This is a genomic window from Lawsonibacter hominis (genome assembly GCF_014287895.1).
Classification (GTDB): domain Bacteria; phylum Bacillota; class Clostridia; order Oscillospirales; family Oscillospiraceae; genus Lawsonibacter_A; species Lawsonibacter_A hominis.
Map to the genome: position 1 here is coordinate 36,659 of NZ_JACOPP010000023.1, position 12,390 is coordinate 49,048.

A 12,390-nucleotide genomic window follows, 5' to 3' on the forward strand; every position below is an offset into this window, starting at 1 on the left:
GTAAGAAAAGGCGTACCCCACCGGCGGTTGGGTACGCCCTTTTGACGAAACAAATCATATATGGTATTGCGGGAAAAGTCAATAAAAAACTACAAGGTTTTGCAGGGATTTTACAGGGGGCGCCTGTCCGGCGAAGGGGGGTTTCCCCGGCGGGAGATTTTTGGTATGATAAAAAAACAGGAGGAAGGAGGCGGAGCGGGGATGACGCGGAAGGAGGAACGGGAGTGGGCGTGGTTTGACGGACAGTTCCGGCGGCATTATTCCACCATGCTCCGCCTGACGGCCCGGCAGCTGCGGGACCCGGCGCGGGCGGAGGAGCTGGTGCAGGACGCGTTCGAGCTGTTTTGGCAGAAGCGCGCGCAGCTGCGGGAGCACCCTAACCCCGGGGGCTGGCTGATGAAGACGCTGCAATTCCTGATCCGGAACGAGGCCCGCTCTGCCGGGGAGCGGCTGACGCAGCCCCTGGACGGCATGGCGCTGGAGCGCGCCGCGGCCCCGCCGGAGCGGCGGGAGCCGCTGGCGGAGGCGCTGCCGCCGGGCTTGGCGGAGGGGGAGCGGGCGCTTTTGATCTGGTTTTACGAGGAAGAGCGGAGCTGCGGGGAGATCGCCGCCCGGCTGGGGATCTCCGAGTCCCTGTGCCGCATGCGCCTGACCCGCGCCCGGCGGCGCTGCCGGGAGCTGTGGGAGGCGCAGGGCGGCCCCGACGGATCAGGGGCCAAAATTTTTTAAATAAGTTTTGATTTTTCTGTTGCGAAATCCGCAGCTGAATACATAAACGCTTAGGAGGTGTGAACGATGGCGGAAGACCGGCGGGACCTTTTTGGCGCGGGCGGACCCGATGCGGCTCCCAATCCCAGCCATCTGCGGGAGAAGACGGCGGAAGAGCTGCTGAACGAGCTGGAGGTGGAGTTAGATGATATGAGCGAAGCGGACTATGACCAGGCGTGGGTGGACGCCTACTTGGACGAGCTGGACCGGCGGGAGCCGCCGGGGGCGGACGCTGCGGCGGAACCCGCGCTGGAGCGCTTTCACGCCGCCCACGCCGCAGCGTCCCATATGGCCCGCCGCCAGAGGGGGCGGGCCATGAAAACCGCTGCCTGCCTGATTCTGGTCTGCGGACTGTCGCTGGGCGGACTGCTGGCCGTCAGCCCCGGTGTGCGGGCGTGGACAAAAAATGTATTTGTCCAGTGGTTTGAGGACTATTTCTATATCGCATACGCCGGGCAGCAGGCGGAAGGAGTCAAAGCGTCCGATTGGCGGCCCGCCTATGTGCCGGATGGATTTGAGACCGTGGATACGCAGGACGAGGCGTTCTCAATTACCTATGAGAACAGTGACGGGGTCTGGATTAAGTTCCGCTGCACAACGGTTGCCGTGGCCGGGGACAGCGAGCGTGGGACCTTTTCTGAGATTACGGTTCAGGGGAAGCCGGCTATGCTGATGCTTGCCGATGCGCCGGGTGATTGGAACGCCGTGACCTGGGCGGATGAGGAGTACGGATTTTTGTTCGACATTACCTCTTCCTACGACTACAAGGAACTGATTCGCATGGCGGAGAGCGTGGAGCTGGTTTTAGAGCCGGAATAGGAGGCGGGCGAGGAGGGCGCAGAAGAAATGAAAAAGGCCGTTATGAAATCGTGTGCTGCTGCGTTATGGTAAGGGAAGGGTGCGTATGAAGCGGAACAGGGGCGCATTGACGCCTCAAAACCAAACGAAAGAAAGGAAGCAGAAACAATGAAGAAAAAGCGGTATCTTTTGGCCGCGGTAGTGGTCGCGCTGTTTGCGCTTGCCTGTACGGCGGCTGCGGCCGAGCCGGAGGTGGAAGCGCCGGAGCAGAGCGCATACCTGGGGGATGTGGAGGTGATGTACGTTCCGGAGTGGGATTGCTATGTCATCACAACGGAGACCGGCTCGCCTGCGCATGAGTATGTTTCCACCCAGGTGAGCGCGGCGAACGCCACACGAGCCAATCCGGAGAAAGAGACGAGCAAGGACTTTACCCATACGATGGTGGACAGCGCAGGGAATCTGATTGCCACGCTGGATGTGAAGGTGTATGGGATCTACTCTCAGGCGGATGGAGAGGCGCAGATCACCAATATCACCTGGAGGACGACGCCCACCGTGTCCGGGATGACCTTCCGCAAGGTACTCAATGGGGAAACGGGCACTCTGTACGTGAAGTACAATCAGAAGGAAATCGGGTTTACCTATCGTATTTACACGAACGGGACGATCTCCAGAGACTAAGGGCCCAGCGGGTATGGCTGGGTACGGGGAATGACGGGATCCGCCTGGCGCAGTAAGCGGCGGCCTTCCCATTGCAGATGCGCAAACGTTCTGCATCTCTCTGGCCCGGGTGCGGGTTAGACCAAGCCCTATCTGACGGATCTTGTGACGGCAAGAAGCTGAAGACTCCAACGCTCCCGGCGGAAGCAGCCCGCCGGCTTCACCAACAAAATCGATGCGCCGCCCCGGAGGAGGGGCGGCGCATTTTTAAGGCATCACCGCACAATTCCCCGCGCACGTCTTGACGGCCAATTTGCCCCACAAATGCGTTGTAAAACCTTGCAATACGCAAAGTATTCCTGCGGTTTTGCGCCTTTTTGCGGCACAAATTTTCGCGCCAATCCGCACGCGTTGAATGATGCGGTGATGCCTTGCATTTTTTAAAAAATTTTCAAAAAGCACGTAATGAAAACGCTCGCTGAAACGTTATTGGAATGAGGGCGTCCGGCAGGGCGGAAAAAAATTCTGAAAAAAGATGAGATTCTTGTTGCGAAACGCTCATCCTGATACATATAAACAGTGAGAGCGACAAAAGGGAGTCCTCTTCGCTTTCAAATATGTACGATAAAGGAGGTCGTTCGCATCCAGGTCTCCCTAAGACAACAAGATAGTTTAGGAAGGAAGGTTTCATGGTGAAACTGCGTAAACTGGTCAGTACCCTGTGCGCCTTCGCCCTGCTTCTCTCTGCTCTACTGTGTTCCGCCGCCGCCGCTGATGTACGAGGCACTCAACGCTCAGCCTTTGCGGGGCAGACCATTGACTGTAAAATCGTTGATGCAACGACGGGTGAAGAGCAGGTAGTTTATCTTGCAATTCCCACACATGCAACGGCAGACGAGCAGCAGGCTATTATCGATGCGGCAATCAAGGATGCACTTGGAATTCCAACACTGTTTTATGACCCGGACACGACTGGGGCATTCCCCATTAGTAAAAAGTATAACCTTGGGATTTCCGCTAACGCTTCCGTATCTTTGGGAAGCGGCACTTTGGATGGCAACATGAGCATTAGCTACTGTGAATTCGTCAATCACAACGCCTCTTCCGGCACGAATGTGACTGTGACTTTCCGCAACAGAACGCAGAGTGGCATTTCCAATGTTTCTGCTAATATCAGCGGCACACGGGTCACTGTCTTTGTCACTCGTTTGCAGGATGGCTTCCCTATGTCCAGCGGAGACAGCATTTCGGTGACCGGTGTGTCGAACAAGACCTTTACCAGCAACGTTTACATTTCTTCCATCTAACATCGGTAGACTGATGTGGCGTGGGACGGCTGAGGCCGTCCTACCCCAAAATAAAAGGAGGTAAGCTATGAGGCATCCATTTCGGGCGCGCCTGTCCGCCCTGCTTTTCACCGCCGCCTTGCTGGCGGGCTTCTGCGTCTCCTACGCCGCCCCGGCGGCGCAGAGCGTCCACGTCCCGGTCTGGCGGGGAAGCGTCTACGTCGACAGCGCCGTAGCGGCGATTTTAGACGAGGAAGACAACATGCAGGAGCTGTTCAGCTACAACGGCACGATTTACATCCCCCTGCGTCAGGCGGGGGCCTGGATGGGCAAGCAGGTGGACTGGGATCAGCAGGGCAAAACGGTACTCCTGTCCGGCCGGACCACGGCCCGCGTCCTGGCCGCAGAGGAGGCGACCGGGAACCAGCAGACCCCCAGTGAGCGGGCCGAGAAGGAGGAGCGGGAGAAAAACGGCATCGACATCCAGATCTGCCCCGACATCACCGTGACCATGGATGGGGTAGAACAGCGCTTCCACAACGTCAAGGGCGAGCGGGTGTACCCCGCCGTCTATGACCAGCGGGTCTATCTGCCGGTGCGCAGCATTGGGACGTTGATGGGGATGGAAGTCACCTATTACAGTGCCCCCGACCGGGGAGACGGCTGCGTATTTTTAAAGACCCCCTGGGCCGAAGGGGAGCGGGCCGTCCTGGAGGCCTATCTGGAGGAGGTAAGACCCATCCTGGCGGAGCTGGAGGGCGGCTTTCTGCGGGCGGTGGAGGAGCCGGACAAGGCCCAGGCCAAGGCCGCTCTCCCTCTGGTGGAGGCGCTGGCGGCTCTGGAAATTCCCCAATCTGAGTTTGCCCAATACCGCTTGGAGCAGTGTATCCGCCCCCTCATTGAGCAGGTACGCGCCGCGCTGGAGCGCTATCTTGCCGACGGAGCGGTGGGGGACTATGACGCTGCGGTGAGTGACGGCACCCAGCTTTCCAGCTATTATGTCAACTTGCACAACGTTATGCTGCAGGACATGGCCCGATACGACTGGCCCGTAGTCCCCACTGCGTAGGAACCGCATGCGCAGCCGGTCCGGCGGCGCGATTTTAAAAATTTTTATGGCCAAAGGAAGGGAACCGAATATGAAACGAAGCAGTTTGATCCGAAGCCTGTGCGCCTGCCTGTGCGCGGGGCTGCTGGCGGGTTCCTGCACGGCCTACGCCGCCGGGATGCAGGAGCAGGCCCGGACCGTCCGCGTGCCCGTCCCCTATGCGATGGAGGGGCAGGACGAGGGACCTTCCTTATACCTATCTGAGCGGGCGGGTTTACCTGCGCAAGCCCCTGGCGGCGGAGGGGCGCGCTGCGCTGCTGCAAATCCTGCCCGGCAGCGACCGCTGGCCGCTGGAATAGGCCGGGCCTGCGTATAAGCTATGAATATTGTTGTAGGAATCTGCCTATTTGTGTTTCCCTTTTTGTTTGCGAAATTGATGATCTCCATTCACAAGCTGGAGGAGACAGAGAAGGGCCTCGGGCCGGTACCGTATTGCTTTGTGATGGGGATTATGCTGATTATCATCTGGCTGTATGGATGAAGGAAAACGGCCGGGAGCGGGCGCGGCACGCGCCAAAACAAAGCCTGCCCGCTCCCGCTTACTCGCCCGGGAAATACGCTTCCACGAAATCCACGTGTTCCACGGTGAAGGCCCTGCCCTTCAGATACTCCAGCATCCCGGCGTCGGTGGAAAAGGAAAAGACCAGCTTGTAGGAGTACAGCGCCTGAAAGGCGCGGCCATAGCGCTTGTTGTCCCGTTCCCGGCCGTATTTGCCGTCTCCCAGCAGAGGGTGGCCCGCCGCGGCGAACTGGGCGCGGATCTGATGGGTGCGGCCGGTGAGCAGCTCGCACTCCACCAGAGAGAGCCCGTCCGCCGTTTTCAGGGTCTTATATAAGGTGGCGGCGCTCTTCCCCCCGGGCACCGGCTTGCGGTATACCGTCACCCGCGCCTTATCTTCGTCCTTGAGCAGAAAGCCCTCCAGCTTTCCCGCAGGGGGGCTCATACGCCCGTGGAGGACTGCCAGATAAAATTTTCCGATCTCGCGGTCCCGGATCTTCTGGTTGAGGATGCGCAGGGTCTCGGCATTTTTGGCGGCCAGGACGATCCCGCCGGTATTGCGGTCGATGCGGTTGCACAGGGCGGGGGCGAAGGAGTGCTCGTCCCGGGGGTTCCACTCCTTTTTTTGATAAAGGTAGGCCTGGATATGGGTGATCAGGGTGTTGACCTTTTCCTGTTCGTCGGCGTGGCACAGCAGGCCCGGCCGTTTGTTGAGCAGCAGCAGGTTTTCATCCTCATACACGATGTCCAGCCGGGGCTGGAAGACCGAGAGAAAGGCGTTGTCCTCCCGGGGGGCGTCAAAAAACTCATCGTTGATGTATAATTGCAGCCGGTCCCCTTCCTGCAGGCGCACGTCCCGCTGGGAGCCTTTCCCGTTGACCTTGACCCGCTTGAGGCGGATATACTTCTGGGCCAGGGGCGCGGGGAGCAGGGGGAGGGTCTTGGCCAGCCAGCGGTCCAGCCGCTGGCCGGCGTCATTTTTTCCGATCACAAACTCCTTCATGGGGCGATTCTCCTAAAACGTCTTACTTGGGGAACGATCCCCTCGGCGGACAGGGGGCAGCACGCCGTCCTCCGCTTCCTCGCCGGCGCCGGTTTTTGCCGCGAAAAACCGTGTTATCCCTGTTTCCCTGAAAATAGTATACCATATTTTATGGAAAAGGGAAAAAGTATTTGACATCATCCGAAATTTTGAGTATAATGTCCGCTGTACCATTGTGAGAGGTGTGCCATGCGACTGAATCTCCGCGACATCATCCATACGCCCGGCGCGGCGCTGCCCTTTGCGTTTGCGCTGGATCTGTCCGGGCTGGATTTTTACGGAGAGCGCCCGTTCACCCAGCCGGCGCAGGTGTCCGGCAGCGTGCGCAATATGGCCGACGCACTGCTGCTCACCGGCACGGCGCAGACCGTTCTGGACCTGAAGTGCGACCGCTGCCTCAGGCCCTTCCGGCAGGAGCTGTCCCTCCCGGTAGAGACTCTTCTGGCGGAGACGCTGGAGGATGAGGAGAACGACGCGATCGTCCTTCTGGAGAACGGCGAAGTCGATTTGGACGAACTGTTCACCACGGCGCTGGTGCTGGCCATGGATTCCAAGCATGTCTGCCGCGCGGACTGCAAGGGACTGTGTCCCCGCTGCGGGGCCGACCTGAACGAAGGCCCCTGCGCCTGCAGGCCCGAAACCGATCCACGTTTGGCTGCGCTTGCGCAGCTGTTGGATAAAGAAGACTGAGTCATTTGCCCGGCCAGGGCATGAACCTAAGGAGGTGTCATAGATGGCAGTCCCTAAGAGTAAAGTGTCCAAGCAGCGCCGGAACAAGCGCCGCAGCTCCGTTTGGAAGCTGGAGACGCCCGGCGTCACCACCTGCCCCAAGTGCGGTGCGTTCCGCCTTCCCCATCGGATGTGCAAGAGCTGCATGAGCTATAATGGCCATGAGTTCGGCAGCGCCGAGGCCGCGGCGAAGTAAATAGCCTGCAAAAAGCAAGAGGGGGAGGCCCCTCTTTCTTTTTGCGCGAAAATCCGACGCGCGGCCGTCCGGCCGCCCCTTCCTTGATTTTGCCAAATGCCTGTGATATGATAGCGGAACAAGAGAGGCCGCTCCCAAATGCAGCGGGCAGCGACCCCAACGGCAGGCGGAAGGGGCAATGGCCGGCCCGGATGCGCCGGGAGCACGGCGCGTCGCTGCGCCATGATCTGTAAGGACGGGCCGCCGATCAGAGCGTCTGCTGGTCGGCGGCTCGTAGAGCAAGTATCCCTTTTGCGGCAAATGGGATACACGGATCCCGGGATGGATCCGCGCGGGCGGCGGGGCGCCCGCCCCAAAAGGCCGGAGCCCGGCCGGGGGAGCGCGCGGTCCCCTGCCGCAGCAGTACGCAGAACGCAAGGCATCACGCCGGAGAGGGAGGCGACGCGCAAGACATGAGCATGACACGCATACAGTCGGTCGATCCCCACAGCCCGGCCAAGCGGGCCGGGGTACGGCCGGGGGAGACCCTGACCCATGTGAACGGCCGCCCCATTGTGGATGTGCTGGATTATAAATTTTATACCTACGATCCGCGCCTGAGTCTGACCCTGTGCGGGTCGGACGGGCGGGAGCGTACCGTACGGGTGCGCAAGGAGGAGGGGGAGGACCTGGGGCTCAACTTCCAGACCTATCTGATGGACAAGGCCCGCTCCTGCGCCAACCGCTGTATCTTCTGTTTTGTGGACCAGATGCCCCCCGGCATGCGTGAGACCCTTTATTTTAAGGACGACGACGCCCGGCTCTCCTTTCTGCTGGGCAACTATATCACGCTGACCAATCTCTCGCAGCGGGAGGTGGAACGGATCGCCGCGCTGCGCATCAGTCCCATCAACATCTCCGTCCACGCCACAGAGCCGGAGCTGCGGCAGGCTATGCTCAAGCACCGCCGGGCCGGGGAGTGCTTGGCGATCATGGAGCGCTTTGCGCGGGCGGGCATCACCATGAACGCGCAGGTGGTGGCCTGCCCCGGCATCAACGACGGGCCGGCCCTGGACCGCACGCTGAACGATCTGGGCGGGCTCTGGCCTGCGGTCAGCAGCGTGGCGGTGGTGCCGGTCGGGGTGACCCGCTTCCGGGAGGGCCTGTGCAGGATCGACCCCTATACCCCGCAGCAGGCCGCCGCCGTCATCGATCAGGTGGAGGCCTTTGCCGCCGCCTTCGCTGAGGCGCATGATACCGCAATGGCCTGGTGTTCCGACGAGTTTTACCTGATCGCCGGGCGGGCGCTGCCGGAGAAGGCCTACTATGAAGGCATGGCGCAGCTGGAAAACGGCGTGGGGATGCTGCGCCTGCTCACCAGTCAGGCGGCCATGGCGCTGGACGGCGCCCGGGCCGGCGCGGAGTGCACGCCCTTTTCCATTGCCACCGGGGTATCCGCCGCCCCTTTTTTACAGGAAATCATTGACATGGCCCGGAAAACGTGCGGTAATATAAGGGGGACGGTCTACCCGGTGCGCAACCGCTTTTTTGGGGAGACCATTACGGTATCCGGCCTCATCACCGGCCGGGATTTGATGGAACAGCTCCGGGGCCGGGCGCTGGGAGAGCGGCTGCTGATCCCCGCAAACATGCTGCGTACCGGGGAGCGGGTCTTTCTGGACGACGTGACGGTAGCACAGTTGGAGCAGGCGCTGGGCGTGCCGGTGATCCCGGTGCCCGCGGAAAGCGGGTTTGACCTGGTGGACGCCATCCTGGGGCTGGAGGTGGAGGCGCCCGCCTACGCCCTGCCGCCGGAGGACGAATACTACCGGTATAATCCGGGAACTTAAGGACCAAAATGACCGTGATAACAGGAATGAGAGGGATAGGATGAAACCCTTAGTCGCCATTGTGGGCCGGCCCAATGTGGGCAAGTCCATGCTTTTTAACAAACTGGTGGGCCAGCGGTTATCCATCGTGGAGGACACTCCGGGCGTGACCCGGGACCGGCTGTATGCCGAGGCGGAGTGGCTCAACCGGAAATTTGACCTGGTGGATACCGGCGGGATCGAGCCCTCCGCCGACAGCGAGATCCTGGCTTTTATGCGGGAGCAGGCGGAGATCGCCATTCAGAACGCCACGGTCATCGTGTTCCTCTGCGATATCAAGACCGGCCTGACCGCCTCCGATCAGGAGGTGGCCAACCTGCTGCTGCGCTCGGGCAAGCCGGTGGTGCTGGCGGTAAACAAAATGGACCAGGTGGGACAGACCAACCCGGACATCTATGAATTTTATAATCTGGGCCTGGGCGACCCCATTCCGGTCTCCGCCGTCCACGGCCACGGGACCGGAGAGCTGTTGGACGAGTGTATGAAATACTTCCCCCCCGAGGAGGCGGAAGCACCGGAGGACGACGTGATCAAGGTAGCCGTCATCGGCAAGCCCAACGTGGGCAAGTCCTCTCTCATCAACCGCATCCTGGGGGAGCAGCGGGTCATTGTCAGCGATGTGGCAGGTACGACCCGGGACGCGGTAGACAGCTATTTTGAGAATCAGAAGGGCAAATACCGCCTGATCGACACGGCGGGCATGCGCAAAAAGTCCAAGGTGGACGACCGCATTGAGAAGTTTTCCGTCCTCCGTTCCACCATGGCCATTGAGCGCTGTGACGTGTGCCTGATCCTCATCGACGCTCAGGAGGGCGTTACCGAGCAGGATACCAAGGTGGCCGGCCTGGCCCATGAGGCAGGCAAGGCCTGTATCATTGTGGTCAACAAATGGGATGCGGTGGAAAAGGACGACAAGACCATGGACCGGATGCGCCAGGACGTGCGCCGGGATCTGAGCTATATGACCTACGCGCCCGTCGTGTTCATCTCCGCCCTGACGGGCCAGCGGGTGGACCGGCTGTTCGATCTGATCAACTACGTCAACGATCAGGCGTCCCTGCGCATCACCACCGGCATGCTCAACACGGTCCTGGCCGACGCCACCGCCCGGGTGCAGCCGCCTACGGATAAGGGACGCCGGCTGAAGATCTACTATATGACCCAAATCGGCGTCAAGCCGCCCCACTTCGTCTGTTTCTGCAACGACGCAAAGCTGTTTCATTTTTCCTATCAGCGCTATCTGGAAAATCAGATCCGTTCCACCTTTGGCCTGGAGGGTACGCCGATCAGGCTGACCATCCGGCAGAAGGGCGACAAGGAGGGGTGACAGGCGTGGGCAACGAATCGTCGCTGGGCTTTTTCGGACTGATGTACTGGCTTCACCACGAGGGCGGAGGCATTACGGTAGCGCTGGCGCTGCTGCTGATGCTGGCGGCCGCGGCGGCGGCCTATTTTCTGGGCTGCTTCAACGGGGCGGTCATCGTTTCCAAATATATCCTGCGGGACGACGTACGCAAGCATGGCAGCGGCAACGCGGGACTGACCAACTTTTATCGTACGTTCGGCGGACCGCTGACGGTTGTGGTCATCCTGACCGACGTGCTCAAGGCTGTTGCGGCCGTGCTTGTCGGCATGGTCCTCTTCCGCGTCATTGGAACTCAGGCGATGGAGACCGCGGGAAAGTATTGGGCGGGCACCTTCTGCCTGTTGGGTCACATGTTTCCCTGCATGTTCAAATTCAAGGGCGGTAAGGGTATCCTGTCCGGGGGCACCATCGCTCTGATGGTCGACTGGCGGATCGCCCTGGTGGTCTGGGGAGGCTTTCTGGTGCTGGCCATCCTGACCAAGTGGGTCTCTCTGGGGTCCATCTGGGCGGGCGCATCCTTCCCCTTTGCCACTTGGTTTGTCTATCATGACTTGTTTACGCTGCTGTTGGCCGCCGCTTGCGGCGCGCTGGTGGTATGGAAGCACCGGGGCAACCTGAAGCGCATCCTGGCTGGAACGGAGTCCAAATTCAGTTTTCATCGCAAGAAGGAAGGGGAGCGGAAACCATGAAGATCGCGGTTATGGGCAGCGGGGGCTGGGGGACGGCCCTGGCTATGGTCTTGCTGGAAAACGGCCATGACGTGACCCTGTGGTCGTATACGCAGGAGGAGTCCGCTGTTCTGCGTGAGAAGCGGGAAAACCCCATGCTGAAGGGAGTGCCGCTGCCGGAGAAGCTCCATTTGACCTGGGATGCAGGCTGTGTGCGGGACTGCGGGATCGTGGTGCTGGCGACCCCCTCCTTCGCTGTGCGGACGACCGCGCGGTCGATCGCGCCGCTGCTGGATCCCGGCGCGGTGCTGGTCTCCGTGTCGAAGGGCATTGAAAAGGATACGTCCCTGACCCTGACTGCCGCCATCGCGGAGGAAGTGGGAGAAGGGCATCCCATCGTGGCGCTGTCCGGCCCTTCCCATGCGGAGGAGGTGGGCCGGCAGGTGCCTACCGTGGTCGTTTCCGCCTCACGGGACCGGGCGGCTGCCGAGCAGGTCCAGGACCTGTTTATGAACGAACGGTTCCGGGTATATGCCTCCGATGATGTGGTGGGCGTAGAACTGGGCGCGGCGCTGAAAAATGTCATCGCCCTGTGTGCCGGGATCTGTGATGGAATGGGCTTTGGAGACAATACCAAAGCGGCGCTGATGACCCGCGGATTGACCGAGATCGCCCGGCTGGGCGTGGCGATGGGCGGACGCAGGGAGACCTTTGCGGGACTCTCCGGGGTGGGGGACCTGATCGTCACCTGTACTTCCATGCACTCCCGAAATCGCCGCTGCGGGATCCTGATCGGACAGGGTACGCCGACCCGGCAGGCGGTCCAGGAGATCGGCGCGGTAGTGGAGGGTTACTATGCCGCCGCCACTGCCAAAGCGCTGGCAGAAAAGGCGCAGGTGGAGATGCCCATCACGGAGGCGGCCTACCAGGTGCTTTATCAGGGGAAGGACCCGCATGCGGTCATACATGAACTGATGACCCGCGACCGGAAACACGAGCTGGAGGACAGCTGGGTGTAGTGAAAAAAGCAGGGAAAAATGAAAAAAGTACTTGCATCGAGCACTAAAGTATGTTAATATAATCAAGCCGTCTGAATCAGGCGGCAATTTCCGGGTGTGGCGAAGTTTGGTATCGCGCTTGAATGGGGTTCAAGAGGCCGCTGGTTCGAATCCAGTCACTCGGACCAAGGGTAAGTCCTTATGGGACTTACCCTTTTTTATTTTATAAGTTTTATTTTTTGTTGCATGGAAACGTGCAATTTTTTGTTATTTGCACCCTGCCGATAAGGTAAAATAAGTTGCGCAAATATAAAAGAGGATAAAAAGAGACATGGTTTGCAGAACTCTGGTAGAATGAAGTTGCGACACACCATTCTGAAAGGAGTCTGTAAACCATGTCC

14 protein-coding genes and 1 tRNA gene are annotated in these 12,390 nt (G+C 60.1%); 14 read left to right on the top strand and 1 reads right to left on the bottom strand.

Annotated elements, in window-relative coordinates:
• Positions 1 to 165 precede the first annotated feature (165 nt).
• The 6 genes from H8S57_RS13460 to H8S57_RS13485 all read left to right on the top strand — a co-directional run bounded on the left by H8S57_RS13460 (position 166) and on the right by H8S57_RS13485 (position 4,939).
• The gene (locus H8S57_RS13460) at positions 166 to 729 is read left to right on the top strand and encodes an RNA polymerase sigma factor (RefSeq protein ID WP_186908550.1); all 564 of its coding nucleotides are present in this window, start codon (positions 166 to 168) and stop codon (positions 727 to 729) included.
• A 66-nt stretch (positions 730 to 795) separates the two neighbouring features.
• The gene (locus H8S57_RS13465; protein WP_186908551.1) at positions 796 to 1,587 is read left to right on the top strand and encodes a DUF4367 domain-containing protein; all 792 of its coding nucleotides are present in this window, start codon (positions 796 to 798) and stop codon (positions 1,585 to 1,587) included.
• A 147-nt stretch (positions 1,588 to 1,734) separates the two neighbouring features.
• Complete coding sequence (locus H8S57_RS13470) at positions 1,735 to 2,250, top strand: hypothetical protein (protein ID WP_186908552.1); 516 nt, start codon at positions 1,735 to 1,737, stop codon at positions 2,248 to 2,250.
• A 668-nt stretch (positions 2,251 to 2,918) separates the two neighbouring features.
• Positions 2,919 to 3,536 carry a hypothetical protein gene (locus H8S57_RS13475; RefSeq protein WP_186908553.1) on the top strand — a complete coding sequence of 206 codons (618 nt, stop codon included), beginning with the start codon at positions 2,919 to 2,921 and terminating at the stop codon, positions 3,534 to 3,536.
• A gap of 67 nt (positions 3,537 to 3,603) precedes the next feature.
• Entirely contained in the window at positions 3,604 to 4,584 is a 981-nt protein-coding gene (locus H8S57_RS17885; RefSeq protein ID WP_186908554.1) for a stalk domain-containing protein, read from the top strand.
• A gap of 70 nt (positions 4,585 to 4,654) precedes the next feature.
• Positions 4,655 to 4,939: a hypothetical protein gene (locus H8S57_RS13485; RefSeq protein ID WP_186908555.1), complete on the top strand. Its 285-nt coding sequence runs from the start codon at positions 4,655 to 4,657 to the stop codon at positions 4,937 to 4,939.
• A 223-nt stretch (positions 4,940 to 5,162) separates the two neighbouring features.
• On the opposite strand, the gene H8S57_RS13490 is transcribed toward H8S57_RS13485, so the two are convergent.
• Positions 5,163 to 6,125, bottom strand: coding sequence for an RluA family pseudouridine synthase (locus tag H8S57_RS13490; protein WP_186908556.1), 963 nt, complete (start codon positions 6,123 to 6,125; stop codon positions 5,163 to 5,165).
• 228 nt (positions 6,126 to 6,353) lie between these two features.
• On the opposite strand from H8S57_RS13490, the gene H8S57_RS13495 reads away from it, so the two are divergent.
• The 8 genes from H8S57_RS13495 (at position 6,354) to H8S57_RS13525 (ending at position 12,177) form a co-directional block, all read left to right on the top strand.
• Complete coding sequence (locus H8S57_RS13495) at positions 6,354 to 6,854, top strand: YceD family protein (protein WP_186908557.1); 501 nt, start codon at positions 6,354 to 6,356, stop codon at positions 6,852 to 6,854.
• A gap of 43 nt (positions 6,855 to 6,897) precedes the next feature.
• Positions 6,898 to 7,089: a 50S ribosomal protein L32 gene (rpmF, locus tag H8S57_RS13500; RefSeq protein ID WP_186908558.1), complete on the top strand. Its 192-nt coding sequence runs from the start codon at positions 6,898 to 6,900 to the stop codon at positions 7,087 to 7,089.
• Positions 7,090 to 7,196: 107 nt separating this feature from the next.
• Positions 7,197 to 7,322 (top strand): hypothetical protein, encoded by a 126-nt coding sequence (locus tag H8S57_RS17735; RefSeq protein ID WP_256413631.1) that lies wholly within the window; start codon positions 7,197 to 7,199, stop codon positions 7,320 to 7,322.
• 219 nt (positions 7,323 to 7,541) lie between these two features.
• Positions 7,542 to 8,918 carry a DUF512 domain-containing protein gene (locus H8S57_RS13505; protein ID WP_186908559.1) on the top strand — a complete coding sequence of 459 codons (1,377 nt, stop codon included), beginning with the start codon at positions 7,542 to 7,544 and terminating at the stop codon, positions 8,916 to 8,918.
• 40 nt (positions 8,919 to 8,958) lie between these two features.
• Positions 8,959 to 10,284: a ribosome biogenesis GTPase Der gene (der, locus tag H8S57_RS13510; protein WP_186908560.1), complete on the top strand. Its 1,326-nt coding sequence runs from the start codon at positions 8,959 to 8,961 to the stop codon at positions 10,282 to 10,284.
• Positions 10,285 to 10,289: 5 nt separating this feature from the next.
• On the top strand, positions 10,290 to 11,012 hold the full coding sequence (locus H8S57_RS13515) for a glycerol-3-phosphate acyltransferase (protein WP_256176051.1): 723 nt from the start codon (positions 10,290 to 10,292) through the stop codon (positions 11,010 to 11,012).
• Positions 11,009 to 12,010 (top strand): NAD(P)H-dependent glycerol-3-phosphate dehydrogenase, encoded by a 1,002-nt coding sequence (locus H8S57_RS13520; RefSeq protein WP_186908561.1) that lies wholly within the window; start codon positions 11,009 to 11,011, stop codon positions 12,008 to 12,010. The genes H8S57_RS13515 and H8S57_RS13520 overlap by 4 nt, the downstream gene beginning before the upstream one ends.
• Before the next feature lie 90 nt (positions 12,011 to 12,100).
• Positions 12,101 to 12,177, top strand: a tRNA-Pro gene (locus H8S57_RS13525).
• The last annotated feature ends 213 nt before the right edge of the window (positions 12,178 to 12,390 follow it).

What these genes read in the sequence shown, in the direction of transcription:
- H8S57_RS17885 (WP_186908554.1), top strand. Translation starts at nt 3,604, where the DNA reads ATGAGGCATCCATTTCGGGCGCGCCTGTCCGCCCTGCTTTTCACCGCC.
- H8S57_RS13465 (WP_186908551.1), top strand. Translation starts at nt 796, where the DNA reads ATGGCGGAAGACCGGCGGGACCTTTTTGGCGCGGGCGGACCCGATGCG.
- H8S57_RS13495 (WP_186908557.1), top strand. Translation starts at nt 6,354, where the DNA reads ATGCGACTGAATCTCCGCGACATCATCCATACGCCCGGCGCGGCGCTG.
- H8S57_RS13460 (WP_186908550.1), top strand. Translation starts at nt 166, where the DNA reads ATGATAAAAAAACAGGAGGAAGGAGGCGGAGCGGGGATGACGCGGAAG.
- rpmF (WP_186908558.1), top strand. Translation starts at nt 6,898, where the DNA reads ATGGCAGTCCCTAAGAGTAAAGTGTCCAAGCAGCGCCGGAACAAGCGC.
- H8S57_RS13485 (WP_186908555.1), top strand. Translation starts at nt 4,655, where the DNA reads ATGAAACGAAGCAGTTTGATCCGAAGCCTGTGCGCCTGCCTGTGCGCG.
- H8S57_RS13475 (WP_186908553.1), top strand. Translation starts at nt 2,919, where the DNA reads ATGGTGAAACTGCGTAAACTGGTCAGTACCCTGTGCGCCTTCGCCCTG.
- H8S57_RS17735 (WP_256413631.1), top strand. Translation starts at nt 7,197, where the DNA reads ATGATAGCGGAACAAGAGAGGCCGCTCCCAAATGCAGCGGGCAGCGAC.
- H8S57_RS13470 (WP_186908552.1), top strand. Translation starts at nt 1,735, where the DNA reads ATGAAGAAAAAGCGGTATCTTTTGGCCGCGGTAGTGGTCGCGCTGTTT.
- H8S57_RS13505 (WP_186908559.1), top strand. Translation starts at nt 7,542, where the DNA reads ATGAGCATGACACGCATACAGTCGGTCGATCCCCACAGCCCGGCCAAG.
- H8S57_RS13490 (WP_186908556.1), bottom strand. Translation starts at nt 6,125, where the DNA reads ATGAAGGAGTTTGTGATCGGAAAAAATGACGCCGGCCAGCGGCTGGAC.
- der (WP_186908560.1), top strand. Translation starts at nt 8,959, where the DNA reads ATGAAACCCTTAGTCGCCATTGTGGGCCGGCCCAATGTGGGCAAGTCC.
- H8S57_RS13520 (WP_186908561.1), top strand. Translation starts at nt 11,009, where the DNA reads ATGAAGATCGCGGTTATGGGCAGCGGGGGCTGGGGGACGGCCCTGGCT.